The organism is Curtobacterium sp. PsM8, assembly GCF_030433875.1.
Taxonomy (GTDB): Bacteria; Actinomycetota; Actinomycetes; order Actinomycetales; family Microbacteriaceae; genus Curtobacterium.
Window position 1 is genome coordinate 40,788 of the sequence record NZ_JARUXD010000017.1, and the last position, 14,980, is coordinate 55,767.

At 70.3% G+C, this 14,980-nt stretch carries 13 protein-coding genes; 12 read left to right on the forward strand and 1 reads right to left on the reverse strand.

Going from position 1 to position 14,980, the window contains the following annotated elements; all coding sequences use genetic code 11:
* The first annotated feature begins 27 nt into the window (after positions 1-27).
* The 11 genes from QCD68_RS06060 (at position 28) to dapF (ending at position 12,442) form a co-directional block, all read left to right on the forward strand.
* Complete coding sequence (locus tag QCD68_RS06060) at positions 28-1,704, forward strand: ribonuclease J (RefSeq protein ID WP_301222396.1); 1,677 nt, start codon at positions 28-30, stop codon at positions 1,702-1,704.
* Between the two features lie 102 nt (positions 1,705-1,806).
* On the forward strand, positions 1,807-4,821 hold the full coding sequence (locus tag QCD68_RS06065) for an FtsK/SpoIIIE family DNA translocase (RefSeq protein ID WP_301222397.1): 3,015 nt from the start codon (positions 1,807-1,809) through the stop codon (positions 4,819-4,821).
* 4 nt (positions 4,822-4,825) lie between these two features.
* Entirely contained in the window at positions 4,826-5,458 is a 633-nt protein-coding gene (pgsA, locus tag QCD68_RS06070) for a CDP-diacylglycerol--glycerol-3-phosphate 3-phosphatidyltransferase (RefSeq protein ID WP_253462317.1), read from the forward strand.
* On the forward strand, positions 5,455-5,970 hold the full coding sequence (locus QCD68_RS06075) for a CinA family protein (protein WP_301222398.1): 516 nt from the start codon (positions 5,455-5,457) through the stop codon (positions 5,968-5,970). The genes pgsA and QCD68_RS06075 overlap by 4 nt, the downstream gene beginning before the upstream one ends.
* 154 nt (positions 5,971-6,124) lie before the next feature.
* A complete protein-coding gene (locus tag QCD68_RS06080; protein WP_110823882.1) occupies positions 6,125-6,433 on the forward strand; it encodes a helix-turn-helix domain-containing protein in 309 nt (102 codons plus the stop codon).
* A gap of 70 nt (positions 6,434-6,503) precedes the next feature.
* Positions 6,504-6,728, forward strand: a complete 225-nt coding sequence (locus QCD68_RS06085; RefSeq protein ID WP_111075496.1) for a DUF3046 domain-containing protein — start codon at positions 6,504-6,506, stop codon at positions 6,726-6,728.
* A 275-nt stretch (positions 6,729-7,003) separates the two neighbouring features.
* Positions 7,004-8,056 carry a recombinase RecA gene (gene recA, locus QCD68_RS06090; protein WP_110904761.1) on the forward strand — a complete coding sequence of 351 codons (1,053 nt, stop codon included), beginning with the start codon at positions 7,004-7,006 and terminating at the stop codon, positions 8,054-8,056.
* Positions 8,057-8,277: 221 nt separating this feature from the next.
* On the forward strand, positions 8,278-8,973 hold the full coding sequence (locus tag QCD68_RS06095) for a regulatory protein RecX (protein ID WP_301222399.1): 696 nt from the start codon (positions 8,278-8,280) through the stop codon (positions 8,971-8,973).
* 73 nt (positions 8,974-9,046) lie between these two features.
* Entirely contained in the window at positions 9,047-10,555 is a 1,509-nt protein-coding gene (miaB, locus tag QCD68_RS06100) for a tRNA (N6-isopentenyl adenosine(37)-C2)-methylthiotransferase MiaB (RefSeq protein ID WP_301222400.1), read from the forward strand.
* The gene (miaA, locus tag QCD68_RS06105) at positions 10,542-11,555 is read left to right on the forward strand and encodes a tRNA (adenosine(37)-N6)-dimethylallyltransferase MiaA (RefSeq protein ID WP_301222401.1); all 1,014 of its coding nucleotides are present in this window, start codon (positions 10,542-10,544) and stop codon (positions 11,553-11,555) included. Before miaB ends, miaA begins: the two co-directional genes overlap by 14 nt.
* Positions 11,552-12,442, forward strand: coding sequence for a diaminopimelate epimerase (dapF, locus tag QCD68_RS06110; protein ID WP_111075494.1), 891 nt, complete (start codon positions 11,552-11,554; stop codon positions 12,440-12,442). The genes miaA and dapF overlap by 4 nt, the downstream gene beginning before the upstream one ends.
* Before the next feature lie 202 nt (positions 12,443-12,644).
* Here the strand turns inward: dapF and QCD68_RS06115 are convergent, their stop codons facing one another.
* On the reverse strand, positions 12,645-13,256 hold the full coding sequence (locus QCD68_RS06115) for a class I SAM-dependent methyltransferase (RefSeq protein ID WP_301222402.1): 612 nt from the start codon (positions 13,254-13,256) through the stop codon (positions 12,645-12,647).
* 61 nt (positions 13,257-13,317) lie between these two features.
* Between QCD68_RS06115 and hflX the strand changes: the two genes are divergently transcribed.
* Complete coding sequence (gene hflX, locus QCD68_RS06120; protein ID WP_111075530.1) at positions 13,318-14,862, forward strand: GTPase HflX; 1,545 nt, start codon at positions 13,318-13,320, stop codon at positions 14,860-14,862.
* Positions 14,863-14,980 lie beyond the last annotated feature (118 nt).

Consider the following 14,980-nt stretch of genomic DNA (forward strand, 5'->3'; position numbering starts at 1 on the left):
GCGCGTCGCCTGAATCCGTAGGACCGAATGCCCACACAGATCTCCATCCCCCAGCCCCTCGAGCCCGGCACGCTGCGTGTCATCCCCGTCGGGGGACTCGGCGAGATCGGTCGCAACATGACCGTGTACGAGTTCGAGGGCAAGATCCTCATCGTCGACGCCGGCGTGCTCTTCCCCGAGGAGCACCAGCCCGGTGTCGACCTGATCCTGCCGGACTTCGCGCCGATCCGGGACCGCCTCGACGACGTCCTCGGTGTCGTGCTCACGCACGGTCACGAGGACCACATCGGCGCCGTCCCGTACCTGCTGAAGCTCCGCGGTGACATCCCGCTGATCGGCTCCACGCTGACCCTCGCGCTCGTCGAGGCGAAGCTCAAGGAACACCGGATCAAGCCCTACACGCTGAACGTGGCCGAGGACCAGACCGAGCAGATCGGTCCGTTCCACCTCGAGTTCGTCGCCGTGAACCACTCGATCCCGGACGCCCTCGCCGTCGCCATCACCACCCCGGCTGGCCGCGTGCTGCACACCGGCGACTTCAAGATGGACCAGCTCCCGCTCGACGACCGGATCACGGACCTCCGTGCCTTCGCGCGCCTCGGCGAGCTCGGCGTCGACCTGTTCCTGCCGGACTCGACGAACGCCGACGTGCCGGGCTTCACCGCACCGGAGCGCGACATCGGCCCGGTGCTCGAGAGCATCATCACGAAGGCCCGCAAGAAGGTCGTCGTGGCGAGCTTCTCGTCCCACGTGCACCGCGTGCAGCAGGTCCTCGACGCCGCCGCGGCCGCGAACCGCAAGGTCGCGTTCATGGGGCGCTCGATGATCCGCAACATGACGATCGCCGCCGAGCTCGGGTACCTCCGCGTGCCGGAGAACGTGCTCATCGACACGAAGAAGGCGAAGAACGTCCCCGACGACCAGATCGTCTACATGTCGACCGGGTCCCAGGGCGAGCCGATGGCCGTCCTGGCGCGGATGGCGAACCTCGAGCACCAGATCGAGATCGGCGAGGGCGACACCGTCATCCTCGCCTCGTCGCTGATCCCGGGCAACGAGAACGCCGTCTACCGCGTCATCGACGGTCTGACGAAGCTCGGTGCGAAGGTCGTGCACAAGGGCAACGCCAAGGTGCACGTCTCCGGACACGCCTCTGCCGGCGAGCTGCTCTACTGCTACAACATCCTGCGTCCGCGCAACGTCATGCCCGTGCACGGCGAGCACCGCCACCTGTTCGCGAACGCCGACCTGGCGATCCAGACGGGTGTCCCGCCGCGCAACGTCATCCTGGGCGAGGACGGCACCGTCGTCGACCTCAAGGACGGCCAGGTCACGGTCGCCGGGCAGCTCGACATCGCCTACGTGTACGTCGACGGCTCCACGGTCGGCGAGATCACCGACGCCGACCTCAAGGACCGCCGCGTCCTGGCCGAAGAGGGCTTCATCACCGTCTTCTGCGCGGTCGACTTCACGACCGGCCAGTGCGTCATCGGCCCGGAGATCCAGTCGCGCGGGTTCGCCGAGGACGACTCGGTGTTCGACGACGTGCGTCCGCAGATCGCGAAGGCCCTGGCCGACGCCGCGGGCAACGGCACGCGGGACGCGCACGCGTTCAGCCAGGTGGTCCGCCGCACGGTCGGTCGCTGGGTGAACACGAAGCACCGTCGTCGTCCGATGATCGTGCCGGTGGTCATCGAGGCGTGACGCCTCGCAGATCCGACTGACGGGAGGCCCGTCGCACGTCCGCCACGGACGCTGCGGCGGGCCTCTCGTCCTTCGTCGTCGGCTGGCGTTAGGGTCGTCCCCATGGCCGGAGGCACCAAGTCGACCACGCGCACGCGCGCGTCGTCATCGTCGACCCGTGGAGGCGGGTCGCGCGGGACGTCGCGTACCCAGGCCACGACGAAGAAACTGCCGCAGGCGGCACCGACACCGGTGTTCCGCGAGCAGAACCCGCTCGTGACGGCGTGGCTCGGCATGGCGCACGGCGTCGGTGCCGGCTTCCGGTTGCTCGGCAAGGAGTCCCTCGAGAAGGACCAGCGCCGCGACGGGTTCCCGTTCCTGCTGTTCGTCCTGGCCATCGCCGGCGGGGTCGTCGAGTGGTTGAACCCGACGAACGCCGTCTCCATCGCCCTCGACGCGTACACGTTCGGCGGGCTGTTCGGCCGGCTGGCGTTCGCGCTGCCCGTGATCATGGTCGTGTTCGCCGGCTGGCTCTTCCGACACCCGGCGTCCGTGCACGACAACACCCGGATCGGCATCGGCCTGGGGCTGATGCTCGTGTCGATCGCGTCGCTGTGTCACGTGTTCGGTGGTCAGCCGAGCGCGGTGGACGGCATGCCCGCCCTCGCCGCGGCCGGTGGGGTGCTCGGCTGGGTCGTCATCGGCTGGCTCGTCGCGGTCGCCACGGCCTGGGTCGCCGTCCCGGTCGCGGTCGTGCTGCTCGCACTCTCGCTCTTCATCATCACCAAGACGCCGCCGAACAAGCTCGGTCGCCGACTGCACGAGCTCTACGCCTACCTGTTCGGGGCTCCCGGCCCCGCGGCGGAGACGGACGAGACCCCGAGCGCTGCCGAGACCGGCGCGGTCACCACGAAGCCGACCCGGAAGCGCGGCGCGAAGGGGCAGTCGCAGGACTTCCCGCTGTTCGAGGACCTCGGGTTCGACGAGGACGGCGCTCCGGTGGAGCCGGGCGCGGACGAGCACCTGCCCTGGTGGCGGCGCAACAAGTCCGGGCGCGAAGAGGACCCGGCGTTCGACAGTCCGGTCATCCCGCCGGCCGGTGCGGCTGCGGCCGGTGCCGGTCCGCGCGGTGCGGGTGCTGCCGGTGCTGCCCCCGGGCTCCGCGACCTGACGCCCGCCGCACCCGAGTCGGTCAACCTCAACGACTCCCTCGAGCAGGACGTCGCCGACGACCTCGACCGTGCGGAGCAGGCCCTCCGCGACTTCGGGTCGCCTGCGGCCGCGGCTGCACCGACCGAGGCGTTCCGTCCGGACCGCGACGTCGCGGCGGCAGTGGCCACGGGCCTCCCGTCCAGCGCTGCAGCCGCAGCCGCCCCCGCGCCTGTTGCTCCCGTGCCCGTGGTGTCGGGTGCATCGGACCTCGGCGAGGTCGGGGTCGAGGACGAGCCGGAGGGCCTGCCGGTCGCCGGCACCGACGACCCGGCCCACCCGTACCGTCTGCCCGCCGCGACCACGTTGACCCCCGGCACGCCGTCGGTCGCGCGCAGCCAGGCCAACGACGAGATCGTCGCGGCGATCACCGGTGTGCTCACCGAGTTCAAGGTCGACGCGCGGGTCACCGGGTTCTCCCGCGGGCCGACGGTCACCCGGTACGAGATCGAGCTCGGCCCGGGCGTCAAGGTCGAACGCGTCACCGCCCTGTCGAAGAACCTGTCGTACGCGGTGGCCTCGAACGAGGTCCGCATCCTCTCGCCGATCCCGGGCAAGAGCGCGATCGGCGTCGAGATCCCGAACAGCGACCGCGAGATCGTGTCCCTGGGTGACGTGCTCCGTTCGAGCGCGGCCACCAAGTCCAAGCACCCGATGACGATCGGCGTCGGCAAGGACGTCGAGGGCGGCTTCGTCGTCGCGAACCTGGCGAAGATGCCGCACCTGCTCGTCGCGGGCTCCACCGGCTCCGGCAAGTCGGTGTTCATCAACTCGATGATCACCTCGCTGCTCATGCGCGCGAAGCCGTCCGAGGTCCGCATGGTCCTGGTCGACCCGAAGCGCGTCGAGCTGTCGATCTACGCCGGGGTCCCGCACCTCATCACGCCCATCATCACGAACCCGAAGAAGGCGGCCGAAGCGCTGCAGTGGGTCGTGAAGGAGATGGACATGCGGTACGACGACCTGGCGTCCTTCGGGTTCCGCCACGTCGACGACTTCAACAAGGCCGTCCAGAACGAGGAGATCGTCCTGCCGGCGGGCAGCGAGCGGAAGCTCAAGCCGTACCCGTACCTGCTCGTCGTCGTCGACGAGCTCGCGGACCTCATGCTCGTCGCCCCGCGCGACGTCGAGGAGTCGATCGTCCGGATCACCCAGCTCGCCCGCGCCGCCGGCATCCACCTCGTGCTCGCCACGCAGCGTCCGTCGGTCGACGTCATCACCGGCCTCATCAAGGCGAACGTGCCGTCCAGGATCGCGTTCGCCGTGACGAGCGTCACCGACTCCCGCGTCATCCTCGACCAGCCGGGCGCCGACAAGCTCATCGGCCAGGGCGACGCGCTCTTCCTGCCGATGGGTTCCTCGAAGGCCGTCCGCGTGCAGGGCGCCTGGGTGCAGGAGAGCGAGGTAGCCGAGGTCGTCCAGCACGTCACCCGGCAGGCACAGCCCGAGTACCGCCAGGACGTCGCGGCCGTGGTCGAGCGCAAGGAGATCGACGCCGACATCGGCGACGACCTCGAGCTGCTGCTCGCGGCGGTCGAGCAGGTCGTCTCGACGCAGTTCGGGTCGACATCGATGCTGCAGCGGAAGCTCCGTGTCGGGTTCGCGAAGGCGGGGCGTCTCATGGACCTGATGGAGTCCCGCGACATCGTCGGTCCGTCCGAGGGGTCGAAGGCGCGCGACGTCCTCGTCACCGGGGACCAGCTGCCGTCGGTGCTCGCGAAGCTCCGGGGTGAGGAGCCGCCGGTGGCACCTGCTGCGGCAGCACCGACCGCCGCCCTGCCGTCGTCGTCCGCCGCGGTGCCGTCCTCGGCCACGGAGTCCGACGACCGGTACGGCAACGACCCGGTCGCCGGCATGACGCGTGGGTACGATGAGGTGACAGGCGATGACGACGACGAAGACGCCTGGGGCCTGACGGGCAGGGAGTGAGACCATGACCGCCTCTGACGGCAACACGAACCGGTTCCCGTGGCGTGGCCGGATCCTCCGCAAGGGTCCCGGCCCCGCGTCCACCGCGAACGTCGCCAACATCATCACCGTGGTGCGCATCCTCATGGCGCCGCTGTTCTTCGTCCTGCTGCTGGCCGACGCCGGTGCGGACGGCCCGGTGCGCATCTGGGCCGCGGTGCTCTTCGTCGTGGCGATCGTCACCGACAGCGCGGACGGCATCATCGCCCGCCGACAGAACCTGGTGACCGACTTCGGCAAGCTCGTCGACCCGATCGCCGACAAGGTGCTGATCGGCGGCGCGCTCGTCGCCCTGTCGATCCTCGACGAACTGCCCTGGTACGTGACCGTGCTGATCATGGTGCGCGAGATCGGCATCACGGTCTTCCGGTTCGCGGTGCTGTCCGACCGGGTGATCCCGGCCAGCCGCGGCGGCAAGATCAAGACGGTGCTGCAGGCCGTCGCGCTCACGCTCGCACTGTTCCCGTGGTGGAACCTCGTCGGCGACGTGGCGCACTGGGTCAACGGCATCTTCATGACCGCAGCGGTCGTCGCGACGGTCGCCAGCGGGGTGGACTACCTCGTGCAGGCGTGGCGGCACAACCGGACCGCAGCATGACCCTCCCGGCCTCCGCTGCGGTCACTGACGTCGCTCGTGCGCTCGTCGCGGAGCTGACCGCTCGCGGTGAGACCGTCGCGGTGGCGGAGTCGCTGACCGGCGGACTCGTCGTGGCGGAGCTGGTCGGCGTCCCCGGAGCCAGTGCGGTCGTGCGTGGGGGAGTCGTGGCCTACGCGACCCCGGTGAAGGCGACCGTGCTCGGCGTCGATGCCGAGCTGCTCGCCGAACGCGGTGCGGTCGATCCGGAGGTCGCGCGCCAGATGGCCGCTGGTGTCCGGATCGCGCTGGCGGTCGACGGTGTCCCGGCGACCTGGGGCATCAGCACGACGGGTGTCGCCGGACCGGATCCCCAGGACGGTCAGCCGGTCGGGACCGTGTTCATCGGCATCGCCGGCGCGACCGGCGCGGAAGCGGTCGAACTGCACCTGGACGGGGACCGCGGAGCAATCCGTCGGGCCGTCGTCTCCGAACTCCTGACACGACTGCGATCCAGACTGCAGGGCGTGGAATAGGCGGCGTGACCGTCAGGTTACATCTCACGCAATCTCCAGCAGGACGGCAGCCGCACTGGCTAACATGCTGCAACCGGCAACCTCATCGTTGCCGAACCCGAGCTCGGTCATCCCGACCGAGCGGGCGCGGAGATGACAGGAAGGAGGAGTTCTCATGGTTCTCGTTCGTCAGGAAATCGGCGATGTGCTGCGGGACTTCCGCTTGCAGAAGGGCCGGACCCTCCGTCAGGTCGCGTCCAAGGCCAGCGTTGCCCTCGGGTACCTCAGCGAGGTGGAGCGTGGTCAGAAAGAGGCCAGCTCGGAGATCCTCGCCTCGGTTGCGGATGCTCTCGACACCCCCATCTCGACGATCATGCGCGAAGTGGGCGACCGCCTCGCGGTGGTCGAAGGACTCACCCGGGTCCCGGACACGCTTCCCGATGAACTCGTCGCCGAGTTCGACAACGACCTCGCGGTGCGCTGACGCCCATCGCATGAACGAACGCCCTTGCCGGTCCGCCGGCGGGGGCGTTCCCCGTTGTTAGGGTGGTCCGATGCGCGTGAGTGAGTTCTGGCGAGCCGTCGACCAGGTGTTCGGGGATGCCTACGGCGCCGTCGTCGCGCGGGACGTCGTGCTCGAGCAGCTCGGCGGTCGCTCCGCAGCGGACGCCCTGGCCGCGGGCATCGACGCCCGCACGGTCTGGGAAGCGCTGTGCGACTCGCAGGACGTCCCGGAAGCGCGTCGGCACGGGCGCGGTCTGCAGGACCCGCGGGACTGACGAACGGCCTGTCCGGCCCTCCCCGATGGGAACACCTGTTCGGCGTGTCGCTCGAACACGTGTTCGGTCGGTGCTACGTTCCTGCACAGCGACGTTGACCGGATGCTCCATCCACAACCGACGCTCGCCACGGCAGTGATGTCGGTGGGCGGCCGTAGGTTCATGGACATCGGAACACGTCCGAAGCCTTGTCGCAGAACGAGTGGCCTTGCACCATCGGCCGGTCCGGACGCGACAGCCTACAGGCGGCCGTCACCAGCACGAAGGAGCATCCCATGCCATCAGCAGTAGACCGCGAGAAGGCCCTCGAGACCGCACTCGCCCAGATCGACCGTCAGTTCGGCAAGGGTGCCGTGATGCGCCTCGGTACCGACGAGCGCGCTCCGGTCGCCGTCATCCCCACCGGCTCCGTTGCGCTGGACGTCGCGCTCGGCATCGGCGGACTTCCCCGTGGCCGCATCATCGAGATCTACGGGCCGGAGTCCTCCGGCAAGACGACGCTGACGATCCACGCCATCGCCAACGCCCAGCGCAACGGTGGCATCGCAGCGTTCATCGACGCCGAGCACGCGCTCGACCCGGAGTACGCCAAGAAGCTCGGCGTCGACATCGACGCACTGCTGGTGTCGCAGCCGGACACTGCCGAGCAGGCACTCGAGATCGCGGACATGCTCGTCCGTTCGGGCTCCATCGACCTCATCGTCATCGACTCCGTCGCAGCACTCGTGCCGCGTGCCGAGATCGAGGGCGAGATGGGTGACTCGCACGTCGGTCTGCAGGCCCGCCTGATGTCGCAGGCCCTCCGCAAGCTCGCCGGTGGCCTGAACCAGACGCAGACCACGATGATCTTCATCAACCAGCTGCGCGAGAAGATCGGCGTGTTCTTCGGTTCGCCGGAGACCACGTCCGGTGGCAAGGCGCTGAAGTTCTACGCCTCCGTCCGCCTCGACATCCGTCGCATCGAGACGCTGAAGACCGGTACCGAAGCCGTCGGCAACCGGACCCGCGTCAAGGTCGTCAAGAACAAGATGGCGCCGCCCTTCAAGCAGGCCGAGTTCGACATCCTGTACGGCGTCGGCATCTCCCGCGAAGGTTCGCTGCTCGACTTCGGTGTCGACCACAACATCGTCAAGAAGTCCGGTGCCTGGTACACGTACGACGGCGACCAGCTCGGGCAGGGCAAGGAGAACTCCCGCGCTTTCCTGATCCAGAACCCCGAGATCGCCGCTGAGATCGAGGGCAAGATCCTCGCCAAGCTCGGTGTCGGCGGGGCCAAGGAAGCCGCACCGGTCGAGTCCATCGCGCCGAAGGTCGCGAAGGGCGCGTGACGGCCGGACACGACGACGCGGACCTCGCACCGGTCACCGACCTGTTCGGTGCACGGTCCCGTCGGGGTTCGTCCGCTGCCGGGTCCCGCGCCGCAGGCCCGGAGTCGGCCGGCCCCGTAGACGAGTCTCCGGGATCCGACAGGACAGCTGGTGCTGACGCCGAAACTGGTGCTGACGTCGGCGCTGGCGCGGAAGTCGACGGCGCCGACGCGGACACCCCGGTGCCGCTGCCGATCCGCGGGGCACAGTCCGAGTGGCTGTCTCCCGTGGTCGGCGACGGTTCGGGGCGGACGGCTCGTGCCGAGCAGAGCGGGTACGACGGCGAGGAAGCCGACGCTCCGACCGCCTCGGTCTTCTCGATCACCGGCGGGGAGATCGACCCCGCCGACGCACCGCGGCCGCTCGACGAACAGCGTGCGGACGCCGAACGCATCAGCATGCGGGCGCTGAGTCGTCGCGGGGTCAGCACCTCCGAGCTCCGGACGATGCTCGTCAAGCAGGACGAGTTCGACGCCGACGTGATCGAGCACGAGATCGAACGGCTGACGCGGGTCGGGCTCCTCGACGACGTGGCACTGGCGACCGACCTGGTCGACCGGATGCACGCGCGGAAGGGCCTGGGCCGGCAGGCGATCGTCGCCGACCTCCGGCGCCGGGGGATCGACCAGACGGCGATCGACGCCGCGCTCGAAGCCGCCGCCGACGACGAGGACGACGAGTTCGTCCGCGCGCTCGAACTGGCTGCCAAGCGTGCCGGACAGATGCGTGGACTGGACCGGGCGACCGCCGAACGTCGGCTGTCCGGGTTCCTGATGCGCAAGGGCTACAACGGCGGGGTCGTCCGCGTCGCCGTCGAGCGTGCACTCGACGGCCCGCGGCGTCCGCCGACCGGGGGCGGGACCGTCCGCTTCGAGTGAGGCGCGACGCGTGACGACGGCCGGGGCGGACGCGCTCCGGCCGTCGTCGTCCCCGGACCTACACTGGTCGATCATGGACACCGTCGCCGCGCGCCCGCGTACCTACGAAGTGCGCACGTACGGGTGCCAGATGAACGTGCACGACTCCGAGCGACTGAGCGGCTCCCTCCGCGCCGCCGGGTACGTCGACGCTGCGGCCTCGGGGTCCGAGCAGGAGCAGGCCGACGTCGTCGTCATCAACACCTGCGCGGTCCGCGAGAACGCCGACAAGCGCCTCTACGGCAACCTCGGCCGCCTGGCGTCGATCAAGCGCGACCACCCGGGCATGCAGATCGCCGTCGGGGGATGTCTGGCGCAGAAGGACAAGGACGTCATCCTCGAGAAGGCGCCCTGGGTCGACGTCGTCTTCGGTACGCACAACATGGGGTCGCTGCCGACCCTCCTCGAGCGTGCCCGGCACAACGGCGAGGCACAGCTCGAGATCCTCGAGTCGCTCGAGGTCTTCCCGTCGACGCTGCCCACCAAGCGGGAGTCGACCTCCAGCGGCTGGGTGTCGATCTCCGTCGGCTGCAACAACACCTGCACGTTCTGCATCGTGCCCTCGCTGCGCGGCAAGGAGAAGGACCGCCGGCCGGGTGACGTCCTGGCCGAGATCCAGGCACTCGTCGACGACGGCGCGATCGAGGTCACCCTGCTCGGCCAGAACGTGAACTCCTACGGGGTGGAGTTCGGGGACCGCCAGGCGTTCGGCAAGCTCCTCCGCGCCACCGGGCAGATCGCCGGTCTCGAGCGTGTGCGCTTCACCAGCCCGCACCCGGCCGCGTTCACCGACGACGTCATCGCCGCGATGGCGGAGACCCCGAACGTGATGCCGCAGCTGCACATGCCGCTGCAGTCCGGGTCCGACCGGGTGCTCAAGGCCATGCGCCGGAGTTACCGCAGCGAGCGGTTCCTCGGCATCCTCGACCGGGTCCGCGCGGCCATCCCGCACGCCGCGATCTCCACGGACATCATCGTCGGCTTCCCCGGCGAGACCGAGGCCGACTTCCAGGACACCCTGCGCGTCGTCGAACAGGCCCGCTTCGCGACGGCGTTCACGTTCCAGTACTCGATCCGCCCCGGCACCCCGGCCGCGACGATGGACGAGCAACTGCCGAAGAAGGTCGTGCAGGAACGGTACGAGCGGCTCATCGCCCTGCAGGAACGCATCACCGCCGAGGAGAACGCCCAGCAGGTCGGCCGGACGGTCGAGGTCCTGGTCGCCACGGGTGAGGGCAAGAAGGACGACACCACGCACCGGCTGTCCGGCCGCGCGGAGGACTCCCGCCTGGTGCACTTCGCCGTCCCGGCCGGGTCCGACGTCCCGCGGCCCGGCGACGTCGTCTCGGTGGAGATCACCCGAGCGGCGCCACACTTCCTCCTCGCGGACTCGAACGCACCGCTCCGCATCCGGCGCACCCGGGCCGGAGACGCCTGGGACACCGCGCAGGCCGAGTCCTGCGGCGTCCCGACCCCGACCGTGCCGGGCGAGGGGCCCCGCCCGGTGTCGCTCGGCCTCCCCACGCTCCGTGTCGGCCGCTGACCTGAGCGGCGACGTCCCGGCCGTTCCCGGGGCCTCCCTCGTCCCGGTCGCCCCCCTCGTCGCGGTCGCGCCCCTCGTCGCGGTCGTCGGGGCGACCGGCACCGGCAAGTCCGAACTCGCGCTCGACATCGCCGAACGGTACCGAGCGCAGGGACGACGGGCGGAGATCGTCAACGCCGACGCCATGCAGCTCTACCGCGGCATGGACATCGGGACGGCGAAGGTCCCCGAGTCCGAGCGACGGGGCATCCCGCACCACATGCTCGACGTCCTCCGGGTCACCGACGAGGCCAGCGTCGCCGCCTACCAACGCGACGCCCGGGCCGTCATCGCCGACATCACGGACGACGCCGGGGTCGCGGTCCTCGTCGGTGGCAGTGGGCTGTACGTCTCGTCGGTGCTGTTCGACCTCGCGTTCCCGGGCACCGACCCCGTCCTCCGCGAAGAGCTCGAACGTGAGCACCGCGAGCGTGGGCCGAACGTCCTCCTCGAGCGGCTCCGAGCCCTCGACCCGGAGGCCGCCGCCGTCATCGACGCGCGGAACCCGCGCCGTCTGATCCGCGCCGTGGAGATCGCGAGCCGGTCCGACCGCGTCACCCCGAGCCTCCCGTCCGCCCCGCGGTCCTGGCGGCCGGCCCACGTCCTGCACCTGCGCCGCGACCGCGAGCAGCTCGTCGACGCACTGCGCGTGCGGGCCGAGCGGATGTTCGCCGACGGACTCGTCGACGAGGTCGCGCACCTCCGCGACGAGGGGCTCGAGCAGGGCCCCACGGCCCGCGCCGCGATCGGCTACGCGCAGGCGCTGCAGGTCCTCCGCGGCGAGGCGAGCGTCGCACAGGCCGTCGAGGCGACCAGCATCGCCACCCGCAAGTACGCCCGTCGGCAGGTGTCCTGGTTCAAGCGCTACGTCGACGGGGACACCACCCACGTCGAGACGCTCGACGTCACCGGCGCCGGCACGGCGGAGCTGTCCGAGCTGGCCCGTAGGATCGTCCCGTGACCGAGCTGCACTTCACCAAGGGCCACGGGACCGGCAACGACTTCGTCCTGTTCGCCGACCCCGACGCCACGGTCGACCTGACCCCCGACCGGATCCGCGCCATCGCCGACCGGCGGTTCGGTGTCGGCGCGGACGGCGTGATCCGTGCCGTGCGGTCCGAGGCGATCCCGGAGGGGCGGGCGATCCTCGCCGAGGACCCCGACGCGACCTGGTTCATGGACTACCACAACGCCGACGGCTCGGTGGCGGAGATGTGCGGCAACGGCATCCGCGTCTTCGCCCGCTACCTGACCGAAGCAGGGCTCGTCGACCTCGAGCCGGGCCGCACGCTGACGGTCGGCAGCCGGAAGGGCGTCGTCGACATCCAGCGCTCCACGAACGGGTTCGCGGCGGACCTCGGACGCTGGGGCCTCGGCATCGAGGGTGGGGGATCGGACGACGTCCTGGTCCGGGCCAAGGCCCTGCCGAACGCACGACCCGGCCTGGGCATCGACGTCGGCAACCCGCACGTCGTCGTCGCGGTCGCCAGCGAGGACGAACTCGCCGGCATCGACCTCACCTACATCCCGGTCCTCGACCCGGCACCGGCCGCGGGGGCGAACGTCGAGTTCGTCCTGCCCGGCGACCCGCTGGTCACCGACGGCGTCGGCGAGATCACCATGCGCGTGCACGAGCGCGGCAGCGGGGAGACGCTGTCCTGCGGCACCGGCGCGGTGGCCGCGGCGCTCGCCACGCGGTACTGGGCCGGAGCGTCGGCGCCGAACACGTGGCGTGTCCGCGTGCCGGGCGGCGTCCTGACGGTGCGCATGACGGCGACGGAGGACGGCGAGCACGTGTCGCTCGCCGGGCCGGCCGAGCTGGTGTTCTCGGGGGACCTGACGGTCTGAGCTCGGTCCCGCTCGGTGCGACGGGCTGATGCGCCGCCGTCCCGAGATCGGGTTGCTGCGCTGCCGTCTCGACGTCGGGTGGTGGTGACGCCGGACGGGAGGCCCGGATCACCCGGGCCGACGTCGCTGCGGTGATCCGCGCCTCCAGACCGTCAACGCGTGACCACGCGACCGCGTGCGCGAATGACCGCGTGACGCCCCGTCAGGCCGTGCGGTGCACCTGGATGACGCGGAAGCCCTTGTCGGTCGTCGCCCGCGTGACCGTGAAGCCGTCGCCCAGCATCTGCTGCAACCAGCGCTGCAAGGAGTCCCCACCGAGGTCCTTCGACACGACCAGCCAGGCGTCACCGCCCACCGCCAGGCGGGGGATCCAGGTGCGGAGGATGTCGTGCAGTTCGTCCTTGCCGACCCGGATCGGTGGGTTCGACCAGATCGTGGCGAAGGTCCGGTCCGCCGGGATCTCCGTCGGCAGCCCGACGGTGACGTTGTCGGCACCGGCGGCGGCCGCGTTCGTCCGCGCCAGGTCGAGGACCCGCTCGTTGACGTCGACTCCCCACACGTGGGCGTCCGGCGATTGCAGCGCCATCGTGATCGCCAGCGGACCCCAGCCGCAGCCAACGTCGAGCAGGTCGCCTTCGACGGCCGGAGTGGGCACGTTCTGCAGCAGCACGCTCGTGCCGCGGTCGATGCCGTCGGGGCTGAAGACGCCCGCCGCGGTGGTGAGTTCGAGGGTCCGACCGGCGAGGGTCACCCGGATCTGCCGCGGTCGTGCCGCGCTCTCCGGGGTGGCCGAGAAGTAGTGGTCGTTCGCCATGGAAGAACCGTACCGGGAACCCCGTGTGTCCCGAGGCCTCCGGAGGTACCCTGTGGACAGCATGACGGATACCCATCAGCAGGACGAACAGACCATCCACGACGACAGCGCAGACGGTGTCGTCGAACGAGTGCTGCGCAACGCCGACCAGCGCGCCGCCTCCTCCATCTTCGCGCCGGCACAGGCGATCCAGACCCGCTCGATCGACGAGCAGGGCTGGGACGGCGACGGCGAACAGTACGACCGCGAGGACCGCGCGGCACTGCGCCGGGTCGGCGGCCTCTCCACCGAACTCGAGGACGTCACCGAGGTCGAGTACCGGCAGCTCCGGCTCGAGCGGGTCGTCCTGATCGGCGTGTACCCCCAGGGCGACGCCACGGACGCCGAGAACTCCCTCCGCGAACTGTCGGCCCTCGCCGAGACCGCCGGCGCCGTGGTGCTCGACGGGCTGCTGCAGCGCCGTCCGAACCCGGACCCGGCGACCTACCTCGGCAAGGGCAAGGCCCAGGAGCTCGCGATGGTCGTCAAGGCCACCGGAGCCGACACGGTCATCGCCGACACCGAACTCGCACCCTCGCAGCGCCGTGCGCTCGAGGACGTCGTGAAGGTCAAGGTGATCGACCGCACGGCCGTGATCCTCGACATCTTCAGCCAGCACGCCTCCACCAGAGAGGGCAAGGCGCAGGTCGAGCTCGCGCAGCTCCAGTACCTGCTGCCGCGTCTGCGTGGTTGGGGTGAGTCGATGTCCCGACAGGCCGGTGGTCAGGTCTCGGGCGGTGCGGGCATGGGCTCCCGTGGCCCCGGTGAGACCAAGATGGAGCTCGACCGCCGCAAGATCCACACGCGGATGGCGAAGCTCCGACGACAGATCGCCGGCTTCACCCCGGCGCGTGAGGCGAAGCGTGCGGAGCGCAACCGAAACGAGGTCCCCAGCGTCGCGATCGCCGGCTACACCAACGCCGGCAAGTCCTCGCTGCTCAACCGCCTGACGAGCGCGGGCGTGCTGGTGCAGAACCAGCTGTTCGCGACGCTGGACTCGACGGTCCGCCGCACGAACACCGCGAAGGGCCGCGAGTTCACGTTCACCGACACCGTCGGGTTCGTCCGCAACCTGCCGCACCAGCTGGTCGAGGCGTTCCGCTCCACCCTCGAAGAGGTCGGCGACGCGGACGTCATCGTGCACGTGGTCGACGGCTCGCACCCGGACCCGGCAGCACAGCTCGCCACGGTGCGCGAGGTCATCGGCGACGTCGGTGCCCGGGACGTGCCCGAGGTCGTCGTCTTCAACAAGGCCGACCTGGTCGACGACACCCAGCGGATGCTGCTGCTCGGGCTCGCGCCGGACGCCGTGTTCGTCTCCGCCCGCACGGGCGAGGGGATCCCGGACCTGCTCGAGGCGATCGAGGCACGTCTGCCCGAGCCGGACGTCGAGCTCACGGTCGTGGTGCCGTTCTCACGTGGCGACCTCGTGTCGCACCTGCACGACTCCGGCGCGGTCGAGTCGCTCGACTACGTGGAGGAGGGCACGCGCCTCCGGGTGCGCGTCTTCCAGCGGGAGGTCGCCGAGCTCGACCCGTACGTGGTCGCGCCGGTCGCCTCCGCCTGACGGCGGGCCTGACTGACGGGAGGCGCGGTGGGAGGTGGGGCCAGTGAGGTTTACACCTCTCCGCGCCCCCCCGGCGAACGCCAAAAATTCGGTTGGCGGGGTGTGGGTTTATAAAAAT

Bases quoted from the DNA above. Each gene is read 5' to 3' on its own strand.
- QCD68_RS06060 (WP_301222396.1), top strand. From the start codon at position 28: ATGCCCACACAGATCTCCATCCCCCAGCCCCTCGAGCCCGGCACGCTG.
- QCD68_RS06065 (WP_301222397.1), top strand. From the start codon at position 1,807: ATGGCCGGAGGCACCAAGTCGACCACGCGCACGCGCGCGTCGTCATCG.
- pgsA (WP_253462317.1), top strand. From the start codon at position 4,826: ATGACCGCCTCTGACGGCAACACGAACCGGTTCCCGTGGCGTGGCCGG.
- QCD68_RS06075 (WP_301222398.1), top strand. From the start codon at position 5,455: ATGACCCTCCCGGCCTCCGCTGCGGTCACTGACGTCGCTCGTGCGCTC.
- QCD68_RS06080 (WP_110823882.1), top strand. From the start codon at position 6,125: ATGGTTCTCGTTCGTCAGGAAATCGGCGATGTGCTGCGGGACTTCCGC.
- QCD68_RS06085 (WP_111075496.1), top strand. From the start codon at position 6,504: ATGCGCGTGAGTGAGTTCTGGCGAGCCGTCGACCAGGTGTTCGGGGAT.
- recA (WP_110904761.1), top strand. From the start codon at position 7,004: ATGCCATCAGCAGTAGACCGCGAGAAGGCCCTCGAGACCGCACTCGCC.
- miaB (WP_301222400.1), top strand. From the start codon at position 9,047: ATGGACACCGTCGCCGCGCGCCCGCGTACCTACGAAGTGCGCACGTAC.
- QCD68_RS06115 (WP_301222402.1), bottom strand. From the start codon at position 13,256: ATGGCGAACGACCACTACTTCTCGGCCACCCCGGAGAGCGCGGCACGA.
- hflX (WP_111075530.1), top strand. From the start codon at position 13,318: ATGACGGATACCCATCAGCAGGACGAACAGACCATCCACGACGACAGC.